This is a genomic window from Tomitella fengzijianii, assembly GCF_007559025.1.
Classification (GTDB): Bacteria; Actinomycetota; Actinomycetes; order Mycobacteriales; family Mycobacteriaceae; genus Tomitella; species Tomitella fengzijianii.
Window position 1 is genome coordinate 3594129 of the sequence record NZ_CP041765.1, and the last position, 14006, is coordinate 3608134.

Consider the following 14006-nt stretch of genomic DNA (forward strand, 5'->3'; position numbering starts at 1 on the left):
GCAGGCGCTCGCGCCGGTTCCCCGCGCCCGTTGCCCGCGCCGGCTCCCCCTGCCGCGCGCCTGTTGCCGGGAGCCGGCTCCCCCTGCCGCGCGCTGGTTGCCGGGAGCCGGCTCCCCCTGCCGCGCGCCTCTTGCCGCGCCGCGCGCTGGTTGTCGGGAGCCGGCTCCCCCTGCCGCGCGCCTCTTGCCGCGCCGCGCGCTGGTTGCCGCGACACGCCGGGACAATGCGCGCGCATGAGGATGATCGGCGCGCGGCACAAGGGCAGCCAGGCGAAACGGCGCGCGGAACAAGGGCAGCCAGGCCAAACGGCGCGCGCCGCGGAGGAGGGCCGCACCAAGAACGGCCGCCTCAGCCGACGACCCCGCCGATCCCGAGCCCCAGCCCGTAGGTGACCAGCGCGGCGGCGAGCCCGATAGCCAGCTGCCGCACCCCCCGACGCAGCGGCGGCCCACCGGAGAGCATCCCGCCGATGGCGCCCGTCATCATCAACGCCAGCGAGGCCAACACCACTCCGACGGCGATCGCGGTCCAGCCCGTCAGACCGAACAGGTACGGCAGCACGGGGACGAGGGCGCCGAATCCGAAGGCGCAGAAGCTCGACACCGCCGCCCCGCCCGCCGAGCCCACCACATCCGGCTCGTCGTCTCCGGCACCCGCGTCCACATCGCCGGGCCGGACTCCGCGCAGCAGCCGCACGGCCGCGGACCTGCTGATCTTCCCGGCGCGCTTGCCGCCGCCGCGCTTGCGGCCGGTCCCGTGCAGCCGCGCCAGCACGTCGTCGGCGTGCGCCTGCGCCTCGTCCGCGTCCATGCCGCGCGCCCGGTACACCAGCGGCAGTTCGTTGGCGTCCACGTCCAGGTGCTCGAGCACTTCGACGGTGTCGTAGTTGGGCTGCGACGCCTCGATCAGCTCGCGCTGCGACCGGATGGACAGGAACTCGCCCGCGGCCATCGACAACGCCCCGGACAGCAGTCCGGCGATGCCCGTGAGCAGGACCGTCCCCGCCGCCACCCCGCCTGCGCTCACGCCGAGGATGAGCGCGAGGTTGCTCACCAGTCCGTCGTTGGCGCCGAACACCAGGGCCCGGAAGGTGCCGGACACCTGCGCGCGGCCGCGCGCCGCGAGCCCGCGCAGCACCTCCTCGTGGACGCGCTCGTCGGCGGCCATCGCGGGCGTGGCGTCGGGGTCCACGTCGTACGGCGAGCGGTTCTCGGCCCGCTGCGCCAGCGCCAGGATGAACACCGAACCGAACCATCGGGCCAGCCACCCCAGCACGCGCAGCCGCACGCCCCCGCGGCCCACGGGCCCGGCCTCGTCGCCCAGCAACTGCTCCCAGTGCGCGATGTGCCGTTCTTCGGCTTCGGCGAGCGCGTTGAGGATCTCGCGGTCGTTGCCCTCTCGACGCTGCGCCAGCTTGCGGTACAGGCCGGCCTCCGCGCGTTCGTCCGCCAGCCGTTTGCGCCGGCGCTTGACCTGGGCCGGCGAGGCGCCGATGCGCTGTTCCGTCACCGCGCGTCACCTCCTGCCGCGCCCGCTCGCCGGGAGTGCGGCCGCCTCACCGGATCATCCATGAACGGCGACGCTACCGCCGAGGTTTCCGCGCCCGGACCACCCGTCACCGGCGCCGACGCGTGCGGATGTGCGTCCCCGCGAGTTCGGGGAGCCGAAATCCCCAGGGCCGCCAGACACTGGCAGGAAATCGGCCGGCGCGGTGTCCGGCGCGGGCGTCAATCCGCCTGAGGCTCAATCAGCCTGGGCGCGCAGGTATCTTCCGAAGTGCGGCACCGTGAAGCCGATGGCGCCCCGCTCGGCGGAATAGATCAGCCCCTTCTTGATGAGTCCGTCGCGCGCGGGGGACAACGAGGCGGGCTTGCGGTCGAGCTCCTTGGCGATCAGCGCCGTGGCCACCTGCCCGTCGTCTCCGGCCACGTCGGCCATCGCCCGCATGTACTCGCGTTCGGCCGGGGTGGCGCGCTCGTAGCGGGAGCCGAAGAACCCCACCGCCAGCTCGTCCTCCGCCAGCGGCGACGCCACCCGCACGTCGTCGGTGGTGATGGGGCTGGCCGCCGCCTGGTCCCACACCACCTTGCCGTATGCCTGGACGAAGTACGGATAGCCGTCGGCGGCCTCGTAGAGCGCGTCCAGCGCGTCCTGTTTGAACTCCACCTCCTCCCACCCGGCGGGCACGGTGAGCGCGCGGTCCGCGGACTCGCGGTCCAGCCGGTCGATGCGGTGGTAGGCGAACAGCCGCTCGGAGTAGCTGCGCGACGCCGAGAGCACCGCGGGCAGGTGCGGAAGCCCGGCGCCCACGACGATCAGCGGGGCGCCGCCCTGGCTGAGTTCGTGGCAGGCGCCGCAGATGGCCGAGACGTCCTCCGGCGCCAGGTCCTGCATCTCGTCGATGAACACCGCGATGCCCACGCCCACGTCGCGCGCGAGTTCGGCGGCGTCGAGAAGCAGCTCGACGAGGTCGATCTCGATGTCGCCGGAGTCGGCCCGCCCCTTCACCGCGGGGACGTCGATGCCGGGCTGCCAACGCTCGCGCATGGCCTTGTCCGCGGTGGCGCGCAACGCGAACGACTTGAGCACGCCCAGGAACCGCTCCACCTGCTCCGGGTCCCGGTGCGCCGGCGCCACCTCGCGGACGGCCATGTGCAGCGCCGACGACAGCGGCCGGCGCAGATCCTGGCCGGGGCGCGCCTCGATCTTGCCCGTGCCCCACTTGCGCGCGATCGCCGCGGAACGGAGCTTGTTGAGCAGCACGGTCTTGCCGACGCCGCGCAGCCCGGTGAGCATGACGCTGCGCTCGGGGCGGCCGCGGGAGATGCGCTCGAGCACCACGTCGAACGCGTCGATCTGCTTCTCGCGCCCCGCGAGCTCGGGTGGACGCTGGCCCGCGCCGGGCGCGTAGGGGTTGCGTACCGGGTCCATGAACCGACGGTAACAACGGCGCTACGTGATTATGGTTCTCTCTTGCGCGTGTCCTAGAAGAATTTAGAAAGCGGTCAGATCCGCGCCAGGATCAGGCCGATGGGCATGCTGACGAGGATCACGGCCACGACGATGCGGTAGAGGTGCAGCCAGGCGCCGCTGCGGGCGCCGCGCACCAGGTACAGGAACAGCCCCATGGCCGGAATGAGAGCCGCGCCGCCCACGTCGACCAGCGCGACGTTCCAGCCCACCACGCCGTCGAGGCCGGTCCCCGTGATCACCAGCGCGCTGCCCGCGTTGAACAGGACGAAGGCCGACGCCACGACCGCCGCACCCGCCGGCCGCACGGCCAGCACACCCGCCGCGAGGCCCAGCACGATCTGCACGACGCCCACCACCAGCACCAGGTACGCGTTCGCCCACACGGTGAACTCGGTCGGGCGCGACGCGGTGGCGGCCGCCAGGACGCCGGCCCCCACGACCGCCGCGGCGCCGACGGCGATGAACGGCAGCGACCAGCGGGCGAACCGCAGCGACACAGTGCCCGCGCGGGCCTCTTCACCCCGCGCCCCGCCCGACGGCCGGGCATCGCGCTCCATCACCCCGTCACCCCGCGTACCTGCAGTCACGGCCATGATTCTAGGCCCGGCGGAGCCCGCGCGCCGTGACGGCGGACACCGTCCGGCGGCCCCCATGCGGCGACGGATCCCGCGGCCATTGCCCTGCCGCGCCGGTCGGCGGTACGGTTGAGGCATGAAGCGACTTCTCGTAGTTCACCGCCGTAGCGGGGTCTGATTCGACCGACCCCTCGCTGCGGGTCGTTGAGCTACACCGTCGGTCACCCTTTCTCGTCAAGGAAGACCGCATCATGAACGCTCAGCCCTTCACCGAAGTCCATTCAGCCTTCGACGCCCGTTCCATCGCGGACGGCCAGGCATTCACCGACGACGAGTCCGGCCGCAGTTCACGTCCGCTCCGCGAGTTCCGCGCCTTCACCCAGAAGCGCGGCCTGCCGCACCCCGCCACACCGCGCACCGGCATGCAGCGCACCCGCCGATGCGGCTGCCGGACGTCGGGCCTGCGCGACCGGACCACGACGCAACCGTGCACGGAGTGCCTCGACGCCGGCACGGTCGGCACCTGCCCGGCGGACCCGTTCTCCGCACGCTTCGGCCGCCCCCTGCCCAAGGGCATGCGCGACGCGGCGGCGCACATGGACTGGGAGACGTTCCTCGCCGCGTTCCGTCCCGCCGACGGCCCCCTCGTCCTGAACGACTTCACCGCTCGGCGCACAGGCTCGGCGCACCGGACGATCACCGCACGGGTGCGCGTCGACGGCGAGAACCGCACGCTGGAGGCCACCGGCGTCGGCACGATCTCCGCGATGACGGCGATCGTCTACCAGGCCGGATACCCGCTGGAGATCAACTCGTTCCACCAGCAGCGGGCGGGCACGAGGATCGCCACGTTCCTCGAATGCTCGCGCGGTTATCAGCGCCGGTGGGCGATGGGCATCGGCGAGACCACCGCAGAGTCGATCGTCGACGCCTTCATCGCCGCCGCAAACCGCGTGAGCGAGGTCCGATAGGCGGCGCTCCTGGTCGACCAACCGGGCAGAACACCGGGATCGATGCGCCCTGGGCCCGGCCGGTCGCGCCATTTCGGGGGATCCCGTTAGGGGATCTACGACGCACCGCGTAGGCTGATCGGCGAATGTACGGCACGCCGGTGCCCACCACCCGGCTGCGGTACTACCCCGCTACTCGGCGCCCGCACCGTCGGCGCCATGTTTATCGGCCGTGGAGGATGACCTGTGGACGCAACTGAATTCATGTCGGGCCTGGGCACGATCGTCATCATCGCGTCCGTCGTCATCGCAGCGCTGACGTCGCTGCTGCTGCTCATCGTGTCGATCAAGCCGGACTTCATGAACAACTGGAAGACCCCCGGCGAATCCGGCAAGGCCGAGGTCAAGACCACCGACGCGCACACCGGGCACAACGACTAGCCGCGTACCGCGTCTTCCGCTTCTGCCTGCCGCCCGTACGGGCGGCAGGCAGAAGCGTTTCCGGACCGGCGGCATGCGCGCCGGTCCCGCGGGGTTCGCGTAGTGCCGCCCGCGGATCGCTACCGCTACCCGTCCCGGCGTCCGCGCAGCCGTTCCATCTCGCGGCGGTCGCGCTTGGTCGGGCGGCCGGAGCCGCGATCGCGCACCGGCACTGCCGCGCGGTGCTCCCTCGGGGGCGGCGGCGGGCTGCGGTCGATCATGCACTCGGCCGCCACGGGTGCGCCCACCCGCTTGGTGATCAGCCGGGCGACCTCGACGATCCGCTCGCGGTCCGCGGCACGCACGCGGACCTCGTCGCCCACCGCCAGCAGCCGCGCAGGCTTCACGACGGTGCCGTTGACCAGCACGTGGCCGCCCTTGCACGCCGTGGAGGCGGCCGCCCGGGTCTTGAACAGCCGCACGGACCACAACCAGCTGTCCACCCGGCAGGTGCCGTCCGCCATCCGCGTCCCTCCGTTCTCGCGCCGTCGCTGACGGCCATTCTCCCCGAAGCCCCTGACGCACCGCAGGCAACGCCCCCTCGCGTGCCCCCACTGCCGGGCAGGCGGGCGCGACTGCTACTCGGGCGCTTGCTATAGACAGCACCTACTGGAACGTGTTCTACTTCAGGGGATGGTCTCCCGACAGCGAGGGAAGTTTCGTATGAAGGTCGCAGTGACCGGCGCCGCCGGTTTCATCGGTACGAACCTGGTGGAGCTGCTGGTGCAGCAGGGCAACGAGGTCGTCGCAATCGACCGCGTGGAGTCGGAGCACTGGCCGGAGACCGGGGTGAGCTGGGTGCGGGGCGACGTCCTCGACCCGGCCTCGATGGAGTCCGCGCTGGAAGGCGCCGAGGTCGTCTACCACCTGGTCGCCATGATCACGCTCAAGCAGAACGACGAGATCGCCTGGCGCCTGAACACCGAAGGCGTGCGCAACGTGGCGGAGGCCGCCCTCAAGACCGGCGTCCGCCGCATGGTGCACTGCAGCTCGGTGCACTCGTTCGACCAGTACGACTGCGGCGGCCACCTCGACGAGCAGTCGAAGCGCTCGGTGGGCGAAGACATCCCCGTGTACGACCGCTCCAAGTGGGCCGGCGAGCAGGAGCTGCAGAAGGTCATCGCCAAGGGCCTCGACGCGGTCGTCTGCAACCCCACCGGCGTCTTCGGCCCCAAGGACTTCGGCAGCCAGGGCGCGAAGCTGTCCCGCATCAACGACATGCTGCGCGACTCGGCGCGCGGCCGCGTGCCCGCGGTGATCACCGGCGGATTCGACTTCGTCGACGTGCGCGACGTCGCCCAGGGGCTCACCCTGGCCGCGGAGAAGGGCGCCACCGGCGAAAACTACCTGCTCACCGGGCACGACCAGGAAATGTTCGCCATGTTCAAGCTCGCCGCGCGCGTCACCGGCCGCCGCGGGCCGCTGCTGGCGTTCCCGTTGAAGATCATCGAGAAGATCCTGCCGGTGGCCGAGCCCATCACCGCGAAGTTCGGATCCGACGTGGTCTCGCGGGCCGCGATGGGGGCGCTGATCTCGCACCCGAAGGTGGACGGCGCCAAGGCCGCCTCCGAACTCGGTTACGCGCCCCGCCCGGCCGACCAGACCGTACGCGAGCTGGTGACGTTCCTGATCGACAGCAAGCAGCTCGGCGCCTGACCAGCCCGGCCTCCCAAGGAGCCTGAAGACCATGGACAAGCGGCCTCCCAGGCTGGACTCACCGGTAGTGCCGTCGGCCATCAAGGCGATGTCCCGCGCGCAGACCTGGGTGTACAAGCGGACGGGCGGCCGCGTCGGCGGGAAGTGGCGCGTGGGCGCCGGATTCCGCAAGCCGGTACCCACCCTGCTGCTCGAGCACCGGGGCCGCAAGTCCGGCCGAACCTACACCGTCCCCCTCCTCTACCTCGTCGTCGGCGGCGGGCCGGAGTCCGGGGGCGACCCGCTGACCGACGACCTGGTGGTCGTCGCCTCGCAGGGCGGGCTGCCGACCAACCCGCAGTGGTACCGGAACCTGGTGGCCGATCCGGACGTCGCCGTCCAGATCGGCAGCACCCGCCGTGCCGTGCGCGCCCACGTGGCAGGGGCCGACGAGCGTGAACGGCTCTGGCCGGCGCTGGTGGAGCAGTACGCGGACTTCGCCGCCTACCAGTCGTGGACGGACCGCACGATCCCCGTCGTGGTTCTGCAGCCGCGCTAGCGGGCGAGCCCTGCCCCGCGGTCCGTCATGCGCGGGCGGCGATCGCCCCGGCATCCACGCCGTCGGGCAGGGTGCCGTACTCGATCCCGCCGTCCCCGCCGAGCCGCGCCGCCACGAAGCCGTCGGCCACGGCCGTCGGCGCCTCGCGCACCATCAGCGACGCCTGGAACGCCAGCGCCATCGACTCCACCAGGCGCCGCGCACGTGATTCCGCGCCCGCGGGGTCGGCGGCCACCGCGGCGATCATCTTGCGCGTCCTCGCCAGGTGGGCGTCGAACGCGTGCGACGAGCCGGCCGCCAGGGCCACCTCGGCATCGAACGCCTCGACCGTCTCCGGCTCGCGCGCCATCGCCCGCAGCACGTCGAGGGCGATGACGTTGCCGGACCCCTCCCACACCGCCATCACCGGCTGCTCGCGGTAGCGCCGGGCCAGCGGGAAGTTCTCGATGAACCCGTTGCCGCCCAGACACTCCAGGGCCTCGTAGGCGTGGTGGGGGCCGCGCTTGCACACCCAGTACTTCGACACGGCGGTCGCGAGCCGGCGCAGCGGACCCTGCTCGCCGGTCTCGTCGTCGTACGCCGCGGCCAGGCGCATCGCGGTCCACGTCGCGGCCTCCGCCTCCAACTGCAGGTCGGCGATCACGCCCGTCATGGCCGGCTGGTCGATGAGGGTCTTGCCGAACGCCTGCCGGTGACGCGCATGCCAGGCCGCCTCGGCCACGGACTGCCGCATGCCGGCCGCCGAGCCGTAGACGCAGTCCAGGCGGGTGCGCCCCACCATCTCGATGATCGTGCGCACGCCCCGGCCGACCTCGCCGACGAGCCACCCCACGGTGCCGTCCAGCTCGATCTCGGAGGACGCGTTGGACTTGTTGCCCATCTTGTCCTTGAGCCGCTGGATGCGGAACACGTTGCGCGCGCCGTCGGGCAGCACCCTGGGGACCAGGAAGCAGCTCAGCCCGGCGTTCGCCTGCGCGAGCACCAGGAAGGCGTCCGATTGCGGCGCCGAACAGAACCACTTGTGCCCGGTGAGAGCCCAGGTGCCGTCGGAGAGCTCCTCCGCGCGGGTGGTGTTGGCCCGCACGTCCGAGCCGCCCTGCTTCTCCGTCATCGCCATCCCGAAGATCGCCCCGGGCTTGTCGAGGGTCAGCTGCGGGTCGTACTCGCGCGAGAACGTGCGCGGCACCCAGAATTCGGCCAGATCGGGGCTGAATCGCAGCGATGGCACGGCGGCGTGCGTCATCGAGACGGGGCAGGCGTGCCCGGGCTCCACCTGTGAGAACTGCATGAACACCCCGGCACGTGCCACATTCGCGCCCGGTCTCGGGTCCGCCCAGGCGCTGGTGTGCGCACCGTGCGCCACCGCAGCGCCCATGATCCGGTGGTACGACGGGTGGAAGTCCACCTCGTCCACGCGGTTGCCGTAGCGGTCGTGGGTGCGCAGCTCCGGAGTGAACCGCTGCACGAGCTCCGCGTCCAGCTGGAACTGCGCGCCGCCCACCAGCTCGCCCACTTCGGTCAGGTGCGGCGCGGCCCAGCCCCCGCCGTAGCGCTGCACCGCCTCCGTGAGCGCCGCATTGGTCGTGTACTCGTTGATGTCCGTGCGCGGCGGCGGCTGGTTGAACACCTCGTGGGTGGGGTGGCCGCGGCGGGCCGTGCCGGTCTGCGCCCCGGCGCCGGTTGCGGTCATGACCTCGTTCCTGCTGTTCGACGCCTCATACACTCATTGAACCAGCATTCACCGGATGTCGACACCGATCCGGGGCGGCTGCTCGTCCCTGTGCGACCCCTGCGCGCCGGCCCATTCGTCGCCGACTCATTGCGCGCCGGCCCATTCGTCGCCGGCCCATTCGTCGCCGACTCGGGGGCGGGCCCATTCGTCGCCGCGCGCCGATTGCCCACTCGCGCTCGCGGTGTCCCGGCGTGTCGTCGCAATCGGCGCGCGGCGCGACAACGGGCGCGCGGCGCCATAGGCGGGCCCCGGCCAACCTGCGTGCGGCGCGACAACGGGCGCGCGGCGCCATAGGCGGGCCCCGGCAACCGGCGCGCAGCCCAACAACGGGCCCTGGCAACCAGCACGCACCCTGACGCGACGACGGCCCCACCATAGGGCGGGGCCGTCGTCAGGCGGTTCCGGCGGAAGCGCCGGTCCTGGTGCCACGGGGTCACATGTCGGCGAAACTTCCATATCCGCCGCGGAAGAACAGCAGCGGGTCCACGTCACGCGCGGCCTCGAGTGCTGTCACCCGGCAGACCGCGATCGTGTGGTCGCCGGCCTCATGCTCGAACGCCAGCTCCGCCTCGATGCGGGCGAGCGCCCCGCTGACGACGGGCGCACCGTTGTCACCGCGGAACCACGGCAGCCCCTCGAACTTGTCGCCGCCGCTCACCGCGAACCGTCCGCAGACCTCCTTCTGGTCCGCGGCCAGCACGTTGATGCACACCGACTCCACGGCGCGCATCGCCGGCCAGCTGGTGGACGTCTTCGCCGGGCAGAACGAGACATAGGGCGGGTCGAGCGACAGTGACGTCACCGACTGACACGCGAACCCGAGCGGACGCCGGCCGTCGTGCGCGGTGATCACGGTGACGCCGGTGCAGAAGTTGCCCAGTACGGCGCGCAGCGTCCGCGGGTCCACTTCCGCATCGGGTGCCGGCCGGGCCATGGTCACGGGGGTCATAGGAGCACCCCCGGCACCGGTTCGCTGCGCATCGAGAACCCCATGCGTCCGTCGCGCGCGGCCTGGTCGATGGTCGAGTGCAGTGCCGGGCACACCGAACCCGCCGAGCCCGTCGCCGCGCCGGAGGGCCGCACCTCACCCGCCTGCATCAGCGGGCAGGACTTGTGCGCGTCGTCGAGCCACTGGATGCTCGTGTGCTCGTCGCTGTATTTCTCGGCCAGCACCGTGGTGCCGCATTGCGAGCAGTCGATCGCCTGCATCTTGTCCTCCTTACGCGCCGGCGGCACCGGATCCGGCGGTGGCCTTCTGCTGCTTCTCTGCGCGCTTGCGCTCGACGTTCTCGGCCACCTCGCGGTCCCAGTACTCGTTGGCCTTGGTGACGTCCACGTCGAACTCGAAGCGGCGCACCATGTCCTCGGTGATGTCGTCGCGGTCCACGTAGAACTGCTCGTACCAGCGGCGCAGCTGGTAGACGGGGCCGTCGTCCTCGCACAGCAGCGGGTTGTCGATGCGCGCCTTGGTGTCCCAGATCTGCACGTCCTGCTCGAAGGTCTCCATGGTGCCGTTGCCGAACTGCTCGGCCAGCGCCTGCGCCTCCTCGTCGGACATGCCGGGCAGCTTTGACACCATCACGCCGTACTGCAGGCGGAACGCGTCGGGGCGCACGGGCACGTGGCAGTTGATCAGGATGACCTCCAGGCCGTCCTGCGCCGTCAGCCGGTTGATCATGTAGGAGGGGCCGAAGTAGGAGGCGGTCGACTGTGTCACGCTCTCCTCGCCGAAGTTCACGTAGTCCTCGCCCGCCATGTCCGCGCGGGGCTTGAACGACATCTCCTGGGTGGCGATGTGGTCCTCGAAGATGTTACGGAAGTGCAGCGGCTGGTTGAGGTGCACGTAGAAGAAGTGCGCCATGTCGACGACGTTGTCCACCAGCTCGCGGCAGTTGGTGCCCTCGATCAGCACCGAGCTCCAGTTCCAATCGGTCCACTTGTCGGAGCCGTATCCCTCGATCTCCGGGATGGTCTCCTCCTCGGTGGGCTTGCCGCCCTCCGGGTCGTTCCACACGTACAGCTGGCCGTTGCGCTCGAGCGTCGGCCAGTTCTGCGTGCGGGCGCGCATGGGCACACGCTTGGCGTAGGGGATCTCCTTGCACTTGCCGTCGCCGCCCCAGCGCCAGTCGTGGAACGGGCAGGCGATCTCGTCGCCCTTGACCGTGCCCTGGGAGAGATCGCCCCCCATGTGCCGGCAGTAAGAATCGAGGACGTTGAGCTCGCCCTTGGTGTCCTGCCAGACGACGAGCTTGCCGCCGAACGCCTCCACCGAGTGCGGCGTGCCGTCGCGGAAGTCCTTCGCCAGCCCCAGGCAATGCCAGCCGCGGGCGAACCGTTCGGGGTTACCGCCCGATTCGATCTCGCGCACCTCGTCGACGACCGTATCTGCGGCGCCCCGAACCTCTTCACTGACCGTCATGGTTCACTCCAATCTCGAACGTGGTGCCCCTCACAGTGGCCTGACTGTCGGCGCTGTCACAGAAGATTCCCGCCCAGGGGGATGCGCTTGGGTCGGGGGCCGCACCGATTGGGAGGCTGCGGTGGGCCGATGGTGGAAACTAGTACGGCACTGACGGAGCGGATCGAAGACGGAGGCACAGGTATGAAGATCGGCATCTTCTCGCCGGTGGTGGTGCACCACCCGGCATCGGCCAGCGCGTGGGAGGCGGAGGCCGGCATCGCCGAGCTCGCCGACATCGCCTCGGCGGCCGACGAGCTCGGCTTCAACCACCTGACCTGCAGCGAGCACGTGGCCATCCCCACCGACGTGGCCGCAGAGCGCGGCGGCACCTACTGGGATCCGCTGGCCACCTTCGGGTTCCTCGCCGCCCGCACCCGCCGGATCAGGTTCGCGACGCAGGTGCTGGTGCTCGGCTACCACCACCCGCTCGACATCGCCAAGCGCTACGGCACGCTCGACACCGTCAGCGGCGGCCGGCTGATCCTCGGCGTCGGCGTCGGCAGCCTCCAGGAGGAGTTCGAGCTGATCGGCGCGCAGTTCGACGGCCGCGGGGCGGTCGCCGACGACGCCATGCGCGCGCTGCGCGCCTCGCTCGGCCGGACTGCACCGGAATACTCCGGCACGCACTTCTCCTACCGCGACTGGTTCGTCAAGCCCGCCGCCGTGCAGGAGCACGTGCCGATGTGGGTGGGAGGACGAACTCCGCGGTCACTGCGCCGGGCCGCCGAGTTGGGCGACGGCTGGGTGCCGTTCGGACTGCCCCACAGCCGCTTGTCCGAGCTGCTGGCGCGCCACGAACTGCCGGACGGCTTCGACGTGGTGCTCTCCGCCGAGCATGCGGTGGACCCGGCCGACGAGCCGGACCGTTGCCGGGCCGCCCTGGAATCGACCCGCGACGCGGGCGCGACGGTCGCCACCGTCACCATCGCCGCACGCAGCGCCGCCCACTACCTCGAGCAGCTCGCCGCCCTCGCGGAGCGCGCGCGCGAGGTGGGCGCCCAGCTCGGCTGAGCGCCCACCCCGCGTCGTGCCGCGGCTACTTCTTGATCCACGCGTCGTCGAACAGCATCACGCTGTCCATCGTCGGCGTCACGCCGTGCACGTTCGGCGACCAGGCGACGAAATTGCTGCCCGACGCCATCGGAACCATCGGCGCGTGCGCGGTGAACTGCTGCTGCAGCTCGGCGAACGCGGCGCGCTTCGCGTCCTCGTCCGGGGCCTGCTGGATCTTCGCGAGCAGCGCGTCCATCTCCGCGCTGTGGTAGCCGGACGAGTTGTTGGTGGACGTGCTGCTGAGTGCGCTGTACAAGCGGATGTACGGCGCCGCGTCCGGCAGGCTCAAGGCGGTGTAGCCGATGTCGTAGTCGTGGTCGACATACAGGCTCTGCACCATGTCGGTCACCGTGGGCACGAAGTCGATGTCCACGGTGAGGCCCACGCTCTCGAGCATGGCCTCCACCGTCAGCGCGTACTTCTGCGACCGCTCGTCCTGCACGCTCACGTAGGTCAGGCGGGTGGCGACGCCGTCCGCCTTCGCCTCGTCGACGAGCGCCCGCGCCGTGTCCGGGTCGAGCCCCGGCGCAGTGCCGTCGGCGTCGTGCCACTTGGACCACGCCGGGAAGATCTCCTTGCCCGGGTCCGCGGCGCCGCCGTCCACACGCTGGTTCACGGCCTCCGGGTCCAGTGCCAGCATGACCGCCCGGCGAATGCGCTCGTCAGCCCCGGGCCTGCCGGGCCGGCTGTTGAGCTGGACCTGGTCGGTGAGGCTGTAGCGGTGCAGGTACCCCGGGAACCGCTGCTTCGCCTGCTCCACGTAGTTCGGATCGCGCAGGTAGGCCATCTCGATGTCGCCGCTGGCCAGCGAGTCGATCTTCGGCTTCTCGCCCGCGATGGACACGAAGGTCAGCCCGTCCACGTGAGGCTTGCCCGCCCAGTAGTCGGGGCGCGCCGTCAGCTCCAAGGTGGACTGGCCCAGCGACTTGACGGTGAACGGCCCCGCCCCGATCGGCCTGAAGGCGGCGCCCTCGCCGGAACCGGGAGCCACGATCATCCCGTGGCCCAGCGACAGCATCGCGGGGAACTGGTGCCACGGCCGGTTCAGCGTGTAGACCACCGTCGAATCGTCCACCGCCTCGACGGACGCGACGCTGTCGGTGAACACCTGCGCGTCTGGCCCGTTCAGCCGGTTGTACCGCTCGGTGCTGGCCACCACGGCCGCCGCGTCCAGCGGCGTGCCGTCGCTGAAGGTGATCCCGTCGCGCAACGTGAGCGTCCAGGACATGCCGTCGTCGCTCTCGTCGAGAGATTCCGCGATGCGCGGCTCGTAGGTTTCCGCGACGGCGTCGTAGCGCACCAGGACGTCGTAGACCGCCGCGAGCTCCGTGCCGCCTGTCGTGCCCGACGCCTGGGTCTTCACCGGGTCCAGGCTGCGGACGGGGGCGTACGAGGCGAACCGCAGCACACCGCCGTCCACCGGTTCGCCGCCGTCCGGCTGGTCGCCGATGATGCCGACGGTGACCTCGCCGTCCGACGTTGCGGTGGCTCCGCCGCCCGGACTCTCGCTCACGCAGCCCGCCAGGACCAGCGCGGCGCCGCAGAACATCGCGGCCGCCCGCACTCCCCTTGTGAGCCTTGTGGACC

At 71.2% G+C, this 14006-nt stretch carries 14 protein-coding genes; 5 read left to right on the forward strand and 9 right to left on the reverse strand.

All coding sequences use genetic code 11. The features are described 5' to 3' along the window. Nucleotides 1–349: 349 nt before the first annotated feature. From FO059_RS16295 to FO059_RS16305, 3 genes are all read right to left on the reverse strand, one after another. Nucleotides 350–1510: a VIT1/CCC1 transporter family protein gene (locus tag FO059_RS16295; RefSeq protein ID WP_143910000.1), complete on the reverse strand. Its 1161-nt coding sequence runs from the start codon at nt 1508–1510 to the stop codon at nt 350–352. Between the two features lie 234 nt (nt 1511–1744). Continuing rightward, entirely contained in the window at nt 1745–2932 is a 1188-nt protein-coding gene (locus FO059_RS16300; protein WP_143910001.1) for an ATP-binding protein, read from the reverse strand. A gap of 74 nt (nt 2933–3006) precedes the next feature. Beyond that, the gene (locus FO059_RS16305; RefSeq protein WP_143910002.1) at nt 3007–3561 is read right to left on the reverse strand and encodes a hypothetical protein; all 555 of its coding nucleotides are present in this window, start codon (nt 3559–3561) and stop codon (nt 3007–3009) included. 239 nt (nt 3562–3800) lie between these two features. On the opposite strand from FO059_RS16305, the gene FO059_RS16310 reads away from it, so the two are divergent. Continuing rightward, nucleotides 3801–4520, forward strand: a complete 720-nt coding sequence (locus FO059_RS16310; RefSeq protein WP_143910003.1) for an alpha-isopropylmalate synthase regulatory domain-containing protein — start codon at nt 3801–3803, stop codon at nt 4518–4520. A gap of 225 nt (nt 4521–4745) precedes the next feature. Continuing rightward, nucleotides 4746–4940: a hypothetical protein gene (locus tag FO059_RS16315; RefSeq protein WP_143910004.1), complete on the forward strand. Its 195-nt coding sequence runs from the start codon at nt 4746–4748 to the stop codon at nt 4938–4940. A gap of 125 nt (nt 4941–5065) precedes the next feature. Here the strand turns inward: FO059_RS16315 and FO059_RS16320 are convergent, their stop codons facing one another. Further along, nucleotides 5066–5443 carry an RNA-binding S4 domain-containing protein gene (locus FO059_RS16320; RefSeq protein WP_143910005.1) on the reverse strand — a complete coding sequence of 126 codons (378 nt, stop codon included), beginning with the start codon at nt 5441–5443 and terminating at the stop codon, nt 5066–5068. 199 nt (nt 5444–5642) lie between these two features. On the opposite strand from FO059_RS16320, the gene FO059_RS16325 reads away from it, so the two are divergent. Further along, nucleotides 5643–6635: an NAD-dependent epimerase/dehydratase family protein gene (locus FO059_RS16325; protein ID WP_143910006.1), complete on the forward strand. Its 993-nt coding sequence runs from the start codon at nt 5643–5645 to the stop codon at nt 6633–6635. Nucleotides 6636–6666: 31 nt separating this feature from the next. Beyond that, nucleotides 6667–7173: a nitroreductase family deazaflavin-dependent oxidoreductase gene (locus FO059_RS16330; RefSeq protein WP_143910007.1), complete on the forward strand. Its 507-nt coding sequence runs from the start codon at nt 6667–6669 to the stop codon at nt 7171–7173. Nucleotides 7174–7198: 25 nt separating this feature from the next. Here the strand turns inward: FO059_RS16330 and FO059_RS16335 are convergent, their stop codons facing one another. From FO059_RS16335 to FO059_RS16350, 4 genes are all read right to left on the reverse strand, one after another. Continuing rightward, nucleotides 7199–8863: an acyl-CoA dehydrogenase family protein gene (locus FO059_RS16335; protein WP_143910008.1), complete on the reverse strand. Its 1665-nt coding sequence runs from the start codon at nt 8861–8863 to the stop codon at nt 7199–7201. 475 nt (nt 8864–9338) lie between these two features. Continuing rightward, on the reverse strand, nt 9339–9854 hold the full coding sequence (locus tag FO059_RS16340) for a flavin reductase family protein (protein WP_233266668.1): 516 nt from the start codon (nt 9852–9854) through the stop codon (nt 9339–9341). Next, a complete protein-coding gene (locus FO059_RS16345; RefSeq protein WP_143910009.1) occupies nt 9851–10114 on the reverse strand; it encodes a hypothetical protein in 264 nt (87 codons plus the stop codon). Before FO059_RS16345 ends, FO059_RS16340 begins: the two co-directional genes overlap by 4 nt. Nucleotides 10115–10124: 10 nt before the next feature. Then, nucleotides 10125–11324, reverse strand: coding sequence for a Rieske 2Fe-2S domain-containing protein (locus FO059_RS16350; RefSeq protein WP_143910010.1), 1200 nt, complete (start codon nt 11322–11324; stop codon nt 10125–10127). Between the two features lie 183 nt (nt 11325–11507). Here FO059_RS16350 and FO059_RS16355 point away from each other — a divergent pair, with 183 nt between their 5' ends. Beyond that, nucleotides 11508–12377, forward strand: a complete 870-nt coding sequence (locus FO059_RS16355) for an LLM class F420-dependent oxidoreductase (RefSeq protein WP_143910011.1) — start codon at nt 11508–11510, stop codon at nt 12375–12377. Nucleotides 12378–12402: 25 nt separating this feature from the next. Here FO059_RS16355 and FO059_RS16360 read toward each other — a convergent pair whose 3' ends face one another. After that, entirely contained in the window at nt 12403–13932 is a 1530-nt protein-coding gene (locus tag FO059_RS16360) for an ABC transporter substrate-binding protein (protein WP_233266669.1), read from the reverse strand. Nucleotides 13933–14006: the final 74 nt, after the last annotated feature.

What these genes read in the sequence shown, in the direction of transcription:
- FO059_RS16345 (WP_143910009.1), bottom strand. Translation starts at nt 10,114, where the DNA reads ATGCAGGCGATCGACTGCTCGCAATGCGGCACCACGGTGCTGGCCGAG.
- FO059_RS16300 (WP_143910001.1), bottom strand. Translation starts at nt 2,932, where the DNA reads ATGGACCCGGTACGCAACCCCTACGCGCCCGGCGCGGGCCAGCGTCCA.
- FO059_RS16330 (WP_143910007.1), top strand. Translation starts at nt 6,667, where the DNA reads ATGGACAAGCGGCCTCCCAGGCTGGACTCACCGGTAGTGCCGTCGGCC.
- FO059_RS16350 (WP_143910010.1), bottom strand. Translation starts at nt 11,324, where the DNA reads ATGACGGTCAGTGAAGAGGTTCGGGGCGCCGCAGATACGGTCGTCGAC.
- FO059_RS16325 (WP_143910006.1), top strand. Translation starts at nt 5,643, where the DNA reads ATGAAGGTCGCAGTGACCGGCGCCGCCGGTTTCATCGGTACGAACCTG.
- FO059_RS16320 (WP_143910005.1), bottom strand. Translation starts at nt 5,443, where the DNA reads ATGGCGGACGGCACCTGCCGGGTGGACAGCTGGTTGTGGTCCGTGCGG.
- FO059_RS16355 (WP_143910011.1), top strand. Translation starts at nt 11,508, where the DNA reads ATGAAGATCGGCATCTTCTCGCCGGTGGTGGTGCACCACCCGGCATCG.
- FO059_RS16335 (WP_143910008.1), bottom strand. Translation starts at nt 8,863, where the DNA reads ATGACCGCAACCGGCGCCGGGGCGCAGACCGGCACGGCCCGCCGCGGC.
- FO059_RS16340 (WP_233266668.1), bottom strand. Translation starts at nt 9,854, where the DNA reads ATGACCCCCGTGACCATGGCCCGGCCGGCACCCGATGCGGAAGTGGAC.
- FO059_RS16310 (WP_143910003.1), top strand. Translation starts at nt 3,801, where the DNA reads ATGAACGCTCAGCCCTTCACCGAAGTCCATTCAGCCTTCGACGCCCGT.